The sequence below is a fragment of the Vibrio sp. 10N.286.48.B8 genome (assembly GCF_003050085.1).
Lineage (GTDB): Bacteria > Pseudomonadota > Gammaproteobacteria > Enterobacterales > Vibrionaceae > Vibrio > Vibrio crassostreae.
This window is the reverse complement of the sequence record NZ_PIGD01000010.1, coordinates 126,811-142,326: the sequence shown is the minus strand read 5'-3', so window position 1 is coordinate 142,326 and position 15,516 is coordinate 126,811. Positions and strand designations below refer to the sequence as shown.

The 15,516-nt window shown below is 45.8% G+C and carries 15 protein-coding genes and 1 other annotated feature; of the genes, 4 read left to right on the top strand and 11 right to left on the bottom strand.

What is annotated here, in order from left to right:
• Window positions 1–66 precede the first annotated feature (66 nt).
• The 7 genes from trpA to CWO08_RS13420 all read right to left on the bottom strand — a co-directional run bounded on the left by trpA (window position 67) and on the right by CWO08_RS13420 (window position 7,161).
• Window positions 67–873 carry a tryptophan synthase subunit alpha gene (gene trpA, locus CWO08_RS13450; RefSeq protein ID WP_108020618.1) on the bottom strand — a complete coding sequence of 269 codons (807 nt, stop codon included), beginning with the start codon at window positions 871–873 and terminating at the stop codon, window positions 67–69.
• Complete coding sequence (gene trpB / locus CWO08_RS13445) at window positions 873–2,063, bottom strand: tryptophan synthase subunit beta (RefSeq protein ID WP_060982409.1); 1,191 nt, start codon at window positions 2,061–2,063, stop codon at window positions 873–875. The genes trpA and trpB overlap by 1 nt, the downstream gene beginning before the upstream one ends.
• Before the next feature lie 115 nt (window positions 2,064–2,178).
• Entirely contained in the window at window positions 2,179–3,618 is a 1,440-nt protein-coding gene (gene trpCF / locus CWO08_RS13440; protein WP_108020617.1) for a bifunctional indole-3-glycerol-phosphate synthase TrpC/phosphoribosylanthranilate isomerase TrpF, read from the bottom strand.
• A gap of 25 nt (window positions 3,619–3,643) precedes the next feature.
• Window positions 3,644–4,639 carry an anthranilate phosphoribosyltransferase gene (gene trpD / locus CWO08_RS13435; RefSeq protein WP_102480540.1) on the bottom strand — a complete coding sequence of 332 codons (996 nt, stop codon included), beginning with the start codon at window positions 4,637–4,639 and terminating at the stop codon, window positions 3,644–3,646.
• A gap of 9 nt (window positions 4,640–4,648) precedes the next feature.
• The gene (locus CWO08_RS13430; RefSeq protein WP_048659603.1) at window positions 4,649–5,257 is read right to left on the bottom strand and encodes an aminodeoxychorismate/anthranilate synthase component II; all 609 of its coding nucleotides are present in this window, start codon (window positions 5,255–5,257) and stop codon (window positions 4,649–4,651) included.
• A 2-nt stretch (window positions 5,258–5,259) separates the two neighbouring features.
• Window positions 5,260–6,849, bottom strand: coding sequence for an anthranilate synthase component 1 (locus CWO08_RS13425; RefSeq protein ID WP_048659602.1), 1,590 nt, complete (start codon window positions 6,847–6,849; stop codon window positions 5,260–5,262).
• A 125-nt stretch (window positions 6,850–6,974) separates the two neighbouring features.
• Window positions 6,975–7,089 (bottom strand) — a sequence feature (Trp leader region).
• Window positions 7,036–7,161, bottom strand: a complete 126-nt coding sequence (locus tag CWO08_RS13420) for a trp operon leader peptide (RefSeq protein WP_009848753.1) — start codon at window positions 7,159–7,161, stop codon at window positions 7,036–7,038. (Overlaps the previous feature by 54 nt.)
• Window positions 7,162–7,281: 120 nt before the next feature.
• Between CWO08_RS13420 and CWO08_RS13415 the strand changes: the two genes are divergently transcribed.
• The 3 genes from CWO08_RS13415 (at window position 7,282) to rluB (ending at window position 10,013) form a co-directional block, all read left to right on the top strand.
• Window positions 7,282–8,136 (top strand): PHP domain-containing protein, encoded by an 855-nt coding sequence (locus CWO08_RS13415; protein WP_017061496.1) that lies wholly within the window; start codon window positions 7,282–7,284, stop codon window positions 8,134–8,136.
• A gap of 62 nt (window positions 8,137–8,198) precedes the next feature.
• The gene (locus tag CWO08_RS13410) at window positions 8,199–8,819 is read left to right on the top strand and encodes an L-threonylcarbamoyladenylate synthase (RefSeq protein ID WP_009848751.1); all 621 of its coding nucleotides are present in this window, start codon (window positions 8,199–8,201) and stop codon (window positions 8,817–8,819) included.
• Between the two features lie 159 nt (window positions 8,820–8,978).
• Window positions 8,979–10,013 carry a 23S rRNA pseudouridine(2605) synthase RluB gene (gene rluB / locus CWO08_RS13405; RefSeq protein WP_017055112.1) on the top strand — a complete coding sequence of 345 codons (1,035 nt, stop codon included), beginning with the start codon at window positions 8,979–8,981 and terminating at the stop codon, window positions 10,011–10,013.
• Between the two features lie 210 nt (window positions 10,014–10,223).
• On the opposite strand, the gene CWO08_RS13400 is transcribed toward rluB, so the two are convergent.
• The 3 genes from CWO08_RS13400 to yeiP all read right to left on the bottom strand — a co-directional run bounded on the left by CWO08_RS13400 (window position 10,224) and on the right by yeiP (window position 11,763).
• Complete coding sequence (locus tag CWO08_RS13400) at window positions 10,224–10,706, bottom strand: RNA methyltransferase (RefSeq protein ID WP_017629620.1); 483 nt, start codon at window positions 10,704–10,706, stop codon at window positions 10,224–10,226.
• Between the two features lie 147 nt (window positions 10,707–10,853).
• A complete protein-coding gene (locus CWO08_RS13395; protein ID WP_004741258.1) occupies window positions 10,854–11,183 on the bottom strand; it encodes an HI1450 family dsDNA-mimic protein in 330 nt (109 codons plus the stop codon).
• Between the two features lie 10 nt (window positions 11,184–11,193).
• On the bottom strand, window positions 11,194–11,763 hold the full coding sequence (gene yeiP, locus CWO08_RS13390; protein WP_017055115.1) for an elongation factor P-like protein YeiP: 570 nt from the start codon (window positions 11,761–11,763) through the stop codon (window positions 11,194–11,196).
• A gap of 137 nt (window positions 11,764–11,900) precedes the next feature.
• Between yeiP and CWO08_RS13385 the strand changes: the two genes are divergently transcribed.
• Window positions 11,901–12,668 (top strand): nucleotidyltransferase, encoded by a 768-nt coding sequence (locus tag CWO08_RS13385; RefSeq protein WP_048659598.1) that lies wholly within the window; start codon window positions 11,901–11,903, stop codon window positions 12,666–12,668.
• 85 nt (window positions 12,669–12,753) lie between these two features.
• Here the strand turns inward: CWO08_RS13385 and CWO08_RS13380 are convergent, their stop codons facing one another.
• Entirely contained in the window at window positions 12,754–15,117 is a 2,364-nt protein-coding gene (locus CWO08_RS13380; protein WP_108020616.1) for a DNA polymerase II, read from the bottom strand.
• Window positions 15,118–15,516 lie beyond the last annotated feature (399 nt).

Genomic DNA, 15,516 nt, shown 5'->3' with positions numbered 1-15,516 from the left:
ATAAAAAAGGCACCACATCTGTGGTGCCTTTTAGAATCTACAGTCGTGTTTAGCGAATGCTAAAGATTACTTCTGTGTTGCAGCTTTCATTGGCGTTACAAATTCAGCTAATGCTTTAAGCATTGCTTCTGGCTGTTCAACGTTGTTCTCAATGATTTTTACAACCGCTGAGCCTGAGATAGCACCGGCAGCGCCAGCTTGAATCGCTTCTTTTACTTGCTCAGGAGCAGAGATACCGAAACCAAGCAGTGCTGGTGGCGCATCGAACTTGTTCAAACGATCAAGCAGTGCGGCTACTGGCATGTTTGCTTTTGTTTCTGCACCCGTTACGCCAGCACGAGAAAGTAGGTAAGTGTAACCACCACCAAGTTCAGATACTGACTGAAGTGTTTCATCGCTCGCTGTTGGTGGAGCAATAAAGATTGGATGAACGCCAAACTTCTTCGCTGCCGCAACAAACTCACCACTTTCGTTGGTTGGTACGTCGGCAATCAGTACCGAGTCGATACCCGCATTAGCACAACGCTCGTAAAAGTTATCGATACCACGTGCGTAAACCAAATTCGCGTACATCAGTAGGCCAATTGGTAGCTCTGGGTACTTAGCACGAATTTGACCGATAAGATCGAAGCACACATCTGGCGTTACTTTGGAATCTAACGCGCGAATGTTTGCACCTTGGATTGTTGGGCCATCTGCAAGCGGATCTGAGAACGGAATACCAAGTTCAAGCGCATCAGCACCTGCTTCAACCAAAGTTTCCATGATCTTAAGAGACTGTTCAGGGTTAGGATCGCCAACTGTTACGAATGGTACAAATGCACCCTGATTTTTTTCAGCTAAGCGAGTGAATAGTGATTGATAGCGATCCATTATAATGCTCCTTTCTCTTTAAGGATGTCGTGTACAGAGAAAATGTCTTTGTCACCACGGCCAGATAAGTTAACGACTAATAGCTGTTCTTTCTCTGGGTCGTCGTGAGCCATTTTGATTGCATGAGCTAAAGCATGAGATGACTCTAGCGCTGCGATAATACCTTCGTTACGTGCGATAGCTTGGAACGCTTCTAGTGCTTCGTCATCGGTCACGTTGTCGTATTCAGCACGGCCAATTGCGTTTAGGTGGGCGTGTTGAGGACCAACTGATGGGAAATCTAGACCGGCAGACACAGAGTAAGACTCTTCTACTTGACCGTTCTCATCTTGCATCAGTGGTGCTTTCATACCGAAGAAGATACCGGTTTTACCGTGTTTAAGCGGCGCGCCGTGTTGGTCGGTATCAATACCTTTACCAGCAGGCTCTACACCGATTAGGCGTACAGATTCTTCTTCAATGAAATCCGCGAACATACCGATAGCGTTAGAACCACCGCCGACACAAGCAATAACTGCATCAGGAAGGCGACCTTCACGAGCTAGAATTTGGTTCTTCGTTTCTTCACCAATCATGCGCTGGAAATCACGAACAATCGTCGGGAATGGGTGAGGACCCGCAGCCGTACCTAGTAGGTAGTGCGCGTCTTCATAAGTTGCAGACCAGTCACGTAGCGCTTCGTTACATGCATCTTTTAGCGTTGAAGAGCCAGAATGAACAGGGATAACCTCTGCGCCCATTAGCTTCATACGGAACACGTTCGGGCTTTGACGTTCAACGTCTTTCGCACCCATGTAAACACGACACTTAAGACCTAATAGAGCACATGCTAGAGCCGTCGCAACACCGTGTTGACCAGCGCCAGTTTCAGCGATGATTTCTTGTTTACCCATACGTTTAGCAAGAAGCGCTTGACCCAGTACTTGGTTGGTCTTGTGTGCGCCACCGTGAAGTAGGTCTTCACGCTTAAGGTACAGTTTAGTTTTTGTACCTTTCGTTAGGTTGCGAGTCAGCGTTAGTGCCGTAGGACGACCCGCGTACTCTTGAAGAAGCGTCATGAATTCACTGCGGAACTCAGGATCGGCTTGTGCATCGATAAATGCTTGTTCAAGTTGGTCTAGTGCTGGCACTAGGATCTGCGGTACGTATTGACCACCGTATTCACCGAAGTAGGCATCGAGTTTAGCCATTATCTTATTCCTTCAATTCTATTGGCGTGTCTTCACACCAAGTCGTTTAGTCTTGTTTGAGCCTCGCTCAGGCAAAGCTCACAAATATGTTTTAGTTTCTGCGTTTAAAGCCAGACTAGTAATTACGAATCGCTGCAAAAGCACGTTGCAGTTTGTCTGCGTCTTTTTTACCAGGAGCGGATTCAACACCAGAGTTTAGGTCTAATCCTAAGCAGCCCAACTTAGCGGCTTGGTTAGCATTTTTTGGGTTTAGACCACCAGCCAACATGATTGCGCTTTGGTTGTTGATCAGGCTCCAATCGAACGCTTGGCCTGTACCACCCGTTTGCGAACCCACTTTAGTATCTAGCAGGTGACGAGTCACGTTGCTTTCCAGTAATTCTGGTAACGCGCTCTCAGCGCCCGAAGCCACACCGTAAGCTTTCCAAATCTCAACGCCTTCAGGCAGTGATTGTTTTAGCTCATCGACATACGCTTGAGACTCATCACCGTGCAGTTGTACAGCAAACAAACCGAGCTCAGAAACCGTGTTAGTCACATCTGCCACGCTGTGGTTTTGGAACACACCCACGTAGTTCAGCGGTGCACCGCTCATAGTCAAACGAGCCGCTTCGATATCCAAATGACGCTTAGACGCTTCAACGAAAATCAGACCACCGAATACCGCACCCGCTTGATACGCTTTGGCAGCATCGTCAGAGTGAGTTAAACCACACACCTTGTTTTCGCCCAGCGTTACTTTACGAACGGCAAGTTCAAGGTTCTTTTCAGCCATAAGAGAGCTGCCGATTAGGAAGCCATCTGCAAATGTTGAAAGGTCACGCACTTGTTGGTGGGTGTAGATACCAGACTCTGAAATCACGATGGCGTTTGGAGCCAGCTCGCGAATCAGTGGAGCCAACTCTTTGGTACGGTTCAAATCCGTCGACAGGTCACGTAGGTTACGGTTGTTAATGCCGATCACCTTAGCGTTTAGAGCCACAGCGCGGTGAAGCTCTTCTTCATTGCTGACTTCAGTAAGCACACCCATGCTGAGTGAGTGAGCAACCTCAGCAAGTGCTTTGTACTCTTCATCATCTAATACCGATAGCATCAACAAGATAGCATCAGCTGAATAGTGACGAGCTAAGTAAACTTGGTAGGTATCAACCATGAAGTCTTTACACAGGATTGGTTGCTTAGCAATGCTGCGAACCTTAGGTAAAAACTCAAAGTCACCTTGGAAGTATTTCTCGTCGGTCAGAACTGAAATCGCATTAGCGTGGTTGTTGTAAACCGATGCAATGTAGTCCAGGTCAAACTCGTCACGGATCAAACCTTTTGACGGAGAGGCTTTCTTACATTCAGTAATGAAAACCGTCTGTTCGCCGCTCAGTGCATCATAAAAGCTGCGGTCTGTTGCGGTTAACGCTGCTTTAAACTCGTCCAATGGTTGAGTTTGCTTACGCGCTTCAACCCATTGGTATTTATCACGAACGATTTTTGCTAGTACTTCCGCCATTTCAGCTTCTTTGACTGAAACGTGGGTCGACAGTTTATCGGTAGTCTGTGTCATGTTCTTTGTCTCAACTCGTCGTTCGTTAGGCGTGCGCAGCAAGCTTTTGTACAAGCTCGTATGCTTTGCCAGAGTTCATCGCATCAATGGCTTGTTGCGCGTTGGCTTTTAGGTCTTCGTGACCAAATAGACGCATCAATAGAGCAACGTTCACCGCTACTGCGCCAACTTGGGCTTCAGTGCCTTTACCCGTCAGGATATCGGTTGTGATGGCTTTGTTCTCTTCTGGCTCGCCGCCCTTGATAGCTTCAAGAGGGTGAGTGTTCAAACCAAAGTCAGCTGGAGTCACTGTGTACTCGTGAATCTCGCCATCTTTAATTTCAACAACGATGGTCTCGCCATGAATCGCCACTTCATCTAGGCCGCTACCGTGAACAACCGCTGCACGCTTCATGCCCATTTGCAGCATGGTTTCAGCGATAGGGCGCACCAGCTCTTTACTGTAAACACCCATTAGCTCGATGTTAGGGCGAGCAGGGTTAATCAGTGGACCAAGGATGTTGAAGATAGTGCGTGTTTTCATTGTTTGACGAACAGGCATCGCGTGACGTACACCGACGTGATACTGCGGAGCAAATAGGAATGCTACGCCAAGTTCATCAACAGCCGTACGTGTGTCCTCTGCTGTCATCGCTAGGTTGATACCGAATGAATCCAGTAGGTCAGAAGAACCCGATTTGCTCGATACACTGCGGTTACCGTGTTTCGCGACTTTTAAGCCACACGCTGCGGCAACGAACGCAGAAGTCGTTGAGATATTAATGGTGTTGTGACCGTCGCCACCTGTACCTACGATGTCTGCGAAATCGTAATCAGGGCGAGGGAACGGGTTTGCATTCGCAAGCAGTGCTTTCGCCGCACCAGCGATCTCATCGGGCGTTTCGCCTTTGATTTTTAGTGCAGTCAGCGCAGAAGCCATCAAGATTGGGTCAAGTTCACCCTTGATGATCACATCAAACAATTGTTGGCTTTCTTCTTGAGTAAGAGACTGCTGTTCGTAAAGTTTATTAATCTGTTCCATGATCGTTTCCTATTTTCCAGTCTTTTCGAGACGAAGAGGTTTCTCAAGAGCCCATTCGATAGCGTTCGCAAGAAGCGTTGCACCGTAGGTCGTCATGATTGATTCAGGGTGGAATTGGAATCCACAAACCTTGTCTTGTTCTTGAACCACAGACATCACCAAGTCATCAACTTCAGCTGTCACGGTTAGGCTGTCAGATACATGCGTTGCTACCAAAGAGTGGTAGCGAGCGATAGCCAGTGGAGAAGGTAAGCCTTGGTAAGTCGCATGATTTTGGTGTTCCATCAGCGACACCTTACCATGAATGATTTCGCCAGCGCCTGCAACGGTGCCGCCGTAGGCTTCAACAATCGCTTGGTGGCCTAAGCAAATACCAATCATTGGTACTTTACCTTTTAGCAGCTGAATCAGCTCTGGCATGCAGCCCGCATCAGCTGGAGCGCCGGGGCCTGGTGAAAGCAGTGCAACCGGGTTGTCTAGTTCGTTGATCGCCGCTTCAACAACCTTTGCCGGAATGTTGTTACGGTAAATCTTTACGTTGTGACCTAATGAACGAAACTGGTCTACCAGGTTGTAAGTGAACGAGTCGAAGTTATCGATGAATACAATATCAGCCATGATTACGACTCCTTCTTGTTAGAAATGGTTTTAGTATGTGCAGCTTGAATCGCTGAGATGACTGCTTGTGCTTTGCCGCGAGTTTCATCGGCTTCTGCTTGTGGGTCTGAGTCGAACACCACACCAGCGCCAGCTTGTACTTGTGCCACGCCATCTTCAACGTAAGCAGAGCGAATTACGATACAAGTATCCAGAGTTCCTTCACCGGTTAGATAACCGACTGCACCGCCATAGCTACCACGACGTGTTTTTTCTACGTCACGAATAAGCTGCATTGCGCGGATTTTTGGTGCGCCCGTTAGTGTGCCCATGTTCATACAAGCTTGGTAAGCGTGCAGTGCGTCTAAGTCTTCACGTAGTTGACCAACCACACGAGAAACTAAGTGCATCACATGGCTGTAGCGATCAACCTTCAGCAAGTCTGCCACGTGGCGTGTGCCTGCTTCTGCAATACGTGCAACATCGTTACGCGCTAGGTCTACTAGCATCATGTGCTCGGCGTTTTCTTTCTTGTCGGTACGCAATTCAAGTTCGATACGGCTGTCTAGGTCGAAATCGATTTGGCCATTTGGGCGCTTACCACGACGGCGAGTACCAGCAATTGGGTAGATCTCGATTTGGTTGGTTTCGGTCTCGTACTTAAGCGCACTTTCTGGAGATGCACCAAACAGAGTAAATAGCTCGTCTTGCATGTAGAACATGTAAGGGCTTGGGTTACTTTGTTTCAGTTCTTTATAAGCTGCCAATGGAGCAGGGCAAGGTAGAGTAAAGCGGCGTGAAGGTACCACTTGGAACACATCGCCTTTAACTACGTATTCTTTTAAATCACGAACCGTTTGGCAGAAGTCTTCATCTGAAACGCTTGGTACCGCTTCAACATTGTCTAGCGGCGTTACTTCTGTGATGGCTTTTAGTGACTGACACTGAGTTTGAATATCGGCTAAGCGCTCAGTTAATTGCGCTTTGATGCTTTCATCTTGAGCGAACAAGCTCGCATGAAGTAGGCCTTCGTTCTCTTGGTGGTCGAAACGCAACAGTGTTTCCGCAACGTAGAATACAAAGTCAGGACAATTGTTGGTTGCTTCAGCATCACCGAGTGGTTCAAAGTTTGCCACGATGTCGTAAGCGAATAAGCCCGCCATGAATAACGCGTGTTTATTATCCGCGTCTTGCTCAAAGCTGTGCTGAACTAAACGCAGTGCGTCGAATGAAGAGGCTTCTCTTAAACGTGAGTCTTCATCTAATTCATTGCTTGGCTCGACAAAAGTCAGCGTCAAAACGTTATCAGTCAGGTCAGATTTAATTTCTGCTTTAACGTTTTGAGTAAGGTGTTCAATTAGCGCTTGACCGTTTTCAGTCAATGCTTGAAAGGTTACTTCATGTCCGCGACATACGATGCGAACAGCAGAGTCGATAAGGAGTAGGCTTGTCAGGTTCTGTTTAGATTCAATCTCAGCCGATTCCAACAGCAAACTGTCTGTTTTGTTTTCACACAGAGTATGGAAAACGCTGGTTGGATCTTGCGAGTAAGGAACTGATGAATTGATGACCTCAATGGTTCCCAGCTTTTTGATTTCAATGGCCTTGTTCACAAGACCTCCTTTATGATTCTTTAAATTTCCTGCCGTACATAGTCGCATAAAGATACCTTTCACCCAATCTAGAATATGGTCAATTCGATGATTTGTTAGTCAGTTGAATGTGAGATGTTCGACAAATTAAAAAGCCCGCTATGAAAGCGGGCTTAGTGATAACTTTTTTATAAACAAACTGTTTAACTAGAAGTACACGTTAGCCCACCAAGAACTTGTCCAAGTGCGCCACCAATTAAGCTCTGAACTTGCTTCTACTGAAGAAAGTTCTAAAACTTTATCTTTATGGTTTTGGTTAAATTCTTGTAACATGGTGAACCTATCAAATGTGATACTTCGTATTTGTGTACTAGTTAACTAGTTTTCCGCTTGCGGGTCAAGTGTGTTGACACAAATATAACGATAAAAATTGAAAACAATGAAAAAGAATATATGAGAATTGATCTACATAGTCATACAACAGCCTCAGATGGCCGACTTACTCCACCTGAGCTAATTGACCGAGCGCTTGGCTTTAACATCGAAGCGCTAGCGATTACAGATCATGATACGACTGATGGGCTTGCTGAAGCACGCAGCTATATTGCTGATAACAACCTTCCGATTCAGTTGATCAACGGCATTGAGATTTCGACTGTTTGGCAAAACAAAGATATCCATATTGTTGGGTTAAACGTTGATCCTGAGTCACCAGAACTCAAAGCGCTCATTGAACAACAGAAGCAACACCGTATTGGGCGTGCTGAGATGATCGCTCACCGTCTTGAGAAAGCGACTCGTGAAGGGGTGTTAGAAGAAGTTAAATTGATTGCTGGCGATGCACCAATCACTCGCGCTCACTTTGCTAAGTGGCTAGTCGACAATGGCTATGCGAAAACTATGCAGCAGGTGTTTAAAAAGTTTCTTACTCGTAATAACCCAGGTTATGTGCCGCCAACTTGGTGTTCAATGAGTGATGCTGTCACGGCTATTCATGCCGCTGGTGGTCAAGCTGTACTTGCTCACCCCGGGCGATATGGCCTTACAGCCAAGTGGGTTAAGCGCCTGCTAGCTGCATTTGTTGAAGCGAAAGGGGATGCGATGGAAGTCGCTCAACCTCAGCAAGCGCAACAAGAAAGACGCACACTCGCGGATTATGCTATACAATACAAACTATTAGCCTCCCAAGGCAGTGATTTCCATTACCCATCTCCGTGGATGGAACTTGGACGTAATCTCTGGCTACCTTCTGGGGTCGAAGAAGTATGGAAAGATTGGGAGTTTCAAACGGTTTCACCATCTGAATAGTCTTTAGGTGAACCAGCTCCTTCTGATGATAGAGTCGAGAGATTCGATAACGAGGATCAATAATGAGCCAGTTTTTTTATGTACACCCAGATAACCCACAAGCACGCTTAATTACTCAAGCGGTTGCGATTATTCGCAATGGCGGTGTTGTGGTTTATCCAACAGATTCCGGTTATGCGCTGGGCTGTCAGCTTGAAAACAAACAAGCACTTGAACGTATCTGTAAAATTCGTCGCATCGATGACAAGCATAATTTCACGTTGTTATGCCGTGATCTTTCTGAATTATCACTGTATGCACGCGTTGATAACGTGGCTTTCCGTCTGCTGAAAGCACACACGCCAGGTGCTTACACGTTTATCTTTAAAGCAACCAAAGAAGTGCCAAAGCGTTTGATGAACGCCAAGCGTAAAACGATTGGTATTCGTGTCCCAGACAACAAGATTGCACTCGACCTGTTGGAAGCGATGGGCGAACCACTGATGTCGACGTCTCTGATTCTTCCGGGTAACGAGACGACTGAGTCGGATCCAGAAGAAATTCGTGACAGCCTAGAGCATGCAGTTGACGTCATTTTGAATGGCGGTTACTTAGGTGAGCAACCGACGACGGTTATTGACTTCAGTGACGATGATGCCGTAGTTCTGCGTCGTGGTGCGGGCGATCCTGCGCCGTTTGAATAATCGCTTTACTGATTAACAGTCTGTAACGATACAGTAAACCTGCCACAGTAAATAACAAGTGCTTTTTGGCAGGTTATTTGCGATAATACGCGACCGCGATTTGGTCGCGAAAAATTCATTCGACGTCTGTGAAGACGACAATTAGGTAGAAAAGAGTAAATGAGCGAAAAATTACAGAAGGTTTTAGCGCGAGCTGGTCACGGTTCTCGTCGTGAACTAGAAGGTTTAATCAAATCTGGTCGTGTAAGTGTTAACGGTCAAGTTGCGAAACTGGGTGAGCGTCTTGAAGACGAGAACTCAGTGATCCGTATCGATGGCCATACTGTTTCAGGCAAGGCTTCTGAAGAAGTGGTTTGTCGTGTACTTGCTTACTACAAACCTGAAGGTGAGCTTTGTACTCGTCACGATCCTGAAGGCCGCCGCACTGTTTTCGATCGTCTACCTAAGATCCGTGGTTCTCGTTGGATTTCAGTTGGTCGTCTTGATGCAAACACATCGGGTCTTTTGCTTTTCACTACTGATGGTGAGCTTGCAAACCGTCTAATGCACCCAAGCCGTCAGGTTGAGCGTGAGTACCTAGTACGTGTATTCGGTGAAGTGACTGAGCAAAAAGTTAAAAACGTTACTCGTGGCGTACAACTAGAAGACGGCATGGCTCGTTTTGAAGATGTGGTTTACGCTGGTGGTGAAGGTATGAACCATACTTTCTACGTAGCGATTAACGAAGGTCGTAACCGTGAGGTTCGTCGTCTTTGGGAATCTCAAGAAACAACAGTAAGCCGCCTGAAACGTGTACGTTACGGTGATATCTACCTTGATAAGAAACTGCCTCGTGGTGGTTGGAAAGAGCTAGATCTTCAAGAAGTTAACTACTTGCGTGAACTTGTTGAGCTTAAGCCAGAGAAAGAGACTTTGTTGGATCTTGATCCTTCAAACACTTCTCGTAAGCGTGAGCGTTCTCGTAGCCAAAAAATTCGTCGTGCTGTTAAGCGTCACGAAGAGCGTGCTAACGCACCAAAAGGCCGCAGTAACCAAACTAAACGCAAGAAGCCTGCAACTCGCGGTACAACAACACCTGATTCAGGTCGTAGCGCTCCAGCTGCAAACAAAGGCAAACCTCAGGCTAACAAAAGTAAGCCTAAACTGAACAACGGTCGTCCGGCTAAACCAGCTAAGCCAAGAACACGTCAGTAATTACGTAAGTTCTTACGCGTAAGCTTCATTAGCTGAAAGCACTGAATACTAAAAAACCTGCTCATTGAGCAGGTTTTTTTACGTCTGAAGCAATAGAAGATGAGGGATGTGAGTAATTGAGTGGCGAAAACATACTGCTATAATCGACAGTAAGTGTGCTCTCGCATCTCTTATCTCGTTTACGCACATCTACAAATTTTTTCGAATCTTTTACTTATGATTCGAGAAGTTATCGCCTTTCGCCAGTCGGTCGTAAAGCACAACATTCACTGATGCTGCTAGATTCATACAGCCGTTGGTCGGAACGTAAATCGTCTCACGACAGAAGTCTGTGATCTCTTTCTTTAGCGTGCCGTCTTCAGGGCCAAAAATGTAAAACGCGCGTGGTGGGTGCTTGTAATCAGGTAGCGGCTTAGCACCTTCAATCAGATCAACAGCTACAGGTACGCAGCCTACAGGAATAATGTCTTTCAGATCTTCAACACCAATTAGAGGCAACGCTAGGTGCTTCTCTTTGGTGTCGGTATGGAATTTTCGCGCGTGGTCGTAGCGTGTGCCCGTGTAAAACACAGAGTTGGCGCCATAGCAGCCAGCTGCTCGCATTACAGAGCCTACGTTTTCCGGCGTCTTTGGGTTAACTAGGCCAATGCAGGCATAGCCTTTCGATTGTGTGTCCGTTTTTGCTTTGGTCATAATCAGTGAATCTAACGTTGATGATGAAAGTAGGTAGTCATGATGAGAAACAGCGTGATAAAAATAGCCGAGCAATGGGCTCGGCTAACTTTTAACTCGCGTACATGAATACTTGTTTACTCATGCAGATGAGTGTCAATAGCGGTACTAGTCGCGCTTCCACAGCATGTGACAGAACTTATGCTCTGGATCACGGCTGATTAGCATGCGAGCAAATACGTCGTCTAGAACGTCATCAGCTTCATTCACAAGACCAATGCGCACTTCAGCGTAGATCTCTTTGTCGACTTCAAAGCCAACATGTTCAACCCAATCATCGCCAGTTTCAACAAGCTCTGCTGCGCCACGATCTTCAAACTGAGCTGTGAAAAGAATCACGTCTGCAGGTTCTAGGTTGTCAGGTGCCATCTCTAGGAAGATGTCGTATGCAGTGTCAATTGCGTCGTCATAAGACATTAGGTCGTTAGCTTCGGTCATAATAAGTATCTTAGCTTGCGCGGTTCATGTATTTACGTTCAGCAGTGTTTACTACTACTTTGTCGCCAGTCGCGATGTATTCAGGTACTTGAATAGTAAGACCTGTAGAAAGACGAGCAGGCTTAGTACGAGCAGACGCTGATGCACCTTTGATTGAAGGATCAGTCTCTTCGATAACTAGCTCAACAGATGTTGGAAGCTCAAGCGTTGCAGCGTTGCCATCGATAAGAATCGCGTACATGCCTTGAGTTTCTTCGTTGATGAACAGCAGTTCGTCTTCGATTGTTTCACCGTTGAAGATGAATTGTGTGTAATCTTCGTTGTCCATGAAGATATACTCGTTGCCATCAACGTAAGAGAACATTACTGCACGCTTAGTTACGTCAATAGTTTCAACAATTTCGTCAGCCTTGTGGCGAACTTCAGTTTTAACGCCAGTTGCTACATCGTTACCACGGAAGCGGTAAATCTTTTGGCCGCCACGGCCGCCTGGTGTTGTTACTTCGATATCTTTAACGATCACTGTTTTGCTTTCTACTGTGATAGCAAAACCTTTTTTAATTTCACTTGCTCTAGGCATTTTGTGTTTGTCCTTAGTGGGTCTATCCGCTGATTATATCTCGGAGATGCTATAAATAGGAATAGCTTGAATCATAAAGTCACCTAGGCGATCATAGAGTTACTGTTAAATCATGATTTTATTTACCGAAACGACCTATGCAGCTACCTGTTATTGACCCAACACAGCCTTTTCAACCTGAATTCCAACCTGTGGTTAACGATCTGATTACCTTCTTAAAAGGTGGATTAGGTTCTAATCTACACAGTGTCTATATTTATGGCAGTGTTGCTCGCAAGCAAGCCGTCGTCGGTCGCTCAAATCTTGATGTGGTTGTGGTGACACACCGCCCGTTTCCTGACCAGCGAACCACGCTGTTGAATACCATTAAATGGCGCTTCCAAAAAAGCTTCCCACAGGTGACTCAAGTGGCGATTAAAACCACCTTGGTGAGCGAGATAGTCGATTTCGACAACATCTTCACCTGGGGCTTTATGCTTAAGCATTTGGCCGTGTGTGTGCATGGTGAAGACTTGTCAGATTGCTATGGTGATTTTGAGACGAGTTGGGAAATTGCCAAGCATTGGAATATGGATGCGGAAAACTGGTTAGCGGTGTATCGCAACAAGATTGCCCGAGCTACAACGCCAGAACAACAAGTGGCCGCGCAAGTGATCATTGCCAAGAAGTTGCTAAGAGCAAGCTACTCTTTGGTGATGTATCGCGATAAGTATTGGTTCGATGATCCTGTAGAGTGTGGTCAACAGTTCTTGAAGTATCACCCAGATAGAGAAGTCGAAATTCAAAGGCTGGGCATTTTACTCTCAGGTAGACCGATCCCGAAACGTTCGGTGATCGGTATTCTTGATGGCTTTGGTGAGTGGTTAGTTAAGCAATATCAGAAAACCGAGTTTAGAATCGGATAGAGCTTCTTAATCTATCGATATAAAAAAGCAGAGCGAATTGAACATTCCTCTGCTTTTTTGTTTTGATGAAACCTCGACAATAATCTTAGAATAAACCTAATTGCTGTCCACTGACTCTCTCAAAATCTAACCCGATGAAGGGTAAGATAGCTTCAGCGACGGGTTTAATCTGTTTGTCGATGTAATGCTGATAATCAATACCACTCTTTAAATACTCTTTAGGCTCAGGGCCGCTCAGAGTAATCAAATATTCAATACGTCCTTTGTTTTGGTATTGAAGAGGGCGCCCTAACTGAGCATTGATTTCATCGGCCATACGAGCTGCACGAACCTGCGGCGGAATGTTCTTTTGGTATTCATGTAGCTTACGACGCAGACGCTTCTGGTAAACCAGTAAATCGTCATGTTTACCCGCTGAAGTCTCATCTACAAACTGTCTGACATAGTCGGTAGGGTCTTGGTCATGAAACACCATCTCATATAGGGTTTGTTGAAACTGCTGTGCTAGAGGTGTCCAATCGGTTCGAGCACTTTCAAGGCCTTTAAAGATGATCTTCTCTTTGTCGCCTTGAGTGATTAGGCCGGCATAACGTTTCTTTGAGCCGGTTTCTGAACCTCTAATGGTCGGCATTAGAAACTTGCGATAGTGAGTTTCGTATTCCAGTTCAAGTATTGAGGTTAAGTTGTGGGTCTCTTTTAAGTGATTCGTCCACCAATCGTTGATGTAAGCGACCAGTTCATTCCCTATCTCGTCTGCTTTTTGCTGGTCATAACTGCCGTTCAGAGACACGAAGGTTGAGTCGGTATCGCCGTAAATTACTTGATAGCCTTTGTCTTCGATCAGAACCTTAGTTTGCTTCATGATCTCATGTCCACGCATGGTAATCGAAGACGCTAACCGGGTATCGAAGAAACGACAACCGGACGAACCTAACACACCATAGAATGAGTTCATGATGATCTTAATCGCCTGAGAGAACGCTTTCTCGTTGTTCTTCTTTGCCACATCACGTGCAGCCCATAGGTTTTCGATCATCTCTGGCAGAAAGTGCTTTGAACGGTGGAATTGACCGCCTCTAAAACCCTCGACCGCTTGGTTTTCTTCAGGGCCTAGTTCCAGCTTCAATCCTTCGATTAACCCCATAGGGTCAATCAGGAACGAGCGGATGATTGATGGGTATAGGCTCTTGAAGTCGAGCACCAATACAGAGTCGTACAGGTTGGGAATTGAATCCATCACATAACCACCGGGGCTAGCAATCCAGTTCTCAGGCTCTAAGTTAGGTGCGACATAACCCGCTCTGTGTATCTGTGGTAGGTACAAATTAGTAAAAGCAGCAACAGAACCGCCAACACGATCAAGCTCGACACCAGTCAGTCGCGAACGCTCAATCGCAAAATCGAGTAGGTGGGTATGTTCGAAGATTCGGTTTACCAACACACAGTCTTGAAGGTTGTACTTAGCGAGTGAAGGCTTATCGAATTTAAACATCCGGTTAATCTCATCCATGCGGTCATGAACGTTGTGGATGTCTTTGCCTTCACCAAGTAACTCTTGCGATACCGACTCTAGTGACCAAGACCGGAAGTGGTAGGTTGCCGTTTTAAGCATATCGATACCATCCAAGACAACGCGCCCTGGGATAGTGATAAACCCCTGCTGATTCTGTGCAGAGCTACGGAAAAAGCTTGGTTGATTGTCTCTACCGATATTTAGCTTTACTTCGTTCCATTCTGAACGTTTGTGCAGCAGCCTAAAGTCGAAGTCGATAACATTCCAACCAATGATGATGTCAGGGTCAAATTCAGAGAACCACATAATCATGGCTTCAAGAAGAGCTTTTTCGTTGGCAACCCACTGGATATTAGTGCCGGCTTCTTGAGGGGCGCCGACCATGATCACTCGGCTATCCATTGGGCTGTCTAGACCAATCGAATAAAGCACGCCTTTTTCTGAACATTCAATATCAAGCGAGACGACAGATAGATTAGGTAAGTAGTCGCCCGCTCGGCATTTCGCATTTGATACTTTGCGATGCTGGTTCTTTTGTACCGCGGTACCCGTGAACTCAATACTTCCTTTGATAAAGCGTTCCATTAAGAATCGATCGGCGAGTCGAATATCGCTTTCAAAGGTTTGGATGTCTTCGCTGTGAAAGGCTTGCGCTAAACCAAAGCTACTTCTCGACAGCGAGGTGTAACACGCGGCGAGAGGTGTTTGCTCGAATGTGGCTAGTTCTAGAGGCTTAAATTGGCAATCAATCGACTCTTTCGCTGCGATTGTCTGACATGCTTCTAAATCAGATTGAGCGACAAAAAATACAGGTTTTTCATTTGGAATGGTCAGCAGAGTAGGGCCTTGAGGGGTGCTTAACCACAAGTCGATTTGCGTGCGCCCTGAAAAATCTCTCGCTTGTCTTGTAAGTACAAAGCCTTGCTGAATATCCAATGTAGTAACCTATTGAAATTGGGAATCGAATACTACCACTTAGCGACCCTTAGCGCACAACAGGCAGCAAAAATACTAACTAAATTCTAGTTAACAGAGGCAAATAACGGGACTCTATAAGCAAATAAGTGAAATTGTCGCGAATGGTTATTCAATGGTATTGAAAATATCTTTATCTTGTGTAATTTTATTGGGTGTTGTTTTAACTGGTTGATTTTTAGAAAAAGCTTGTTGTTTTAGTTAGCTTATTTGTTAATAAGTACTTGCTAAAGTTCGTGTTTCAGCACATATTCAACAGAGCTTTTTTTTAGTAATTAAGTTAAGATGTACTCAATGCTGCGATCCACTGTTCCTTTGTTCAATTGTTTCAAACAGATGAAACGACACAGTGGTTGCAGA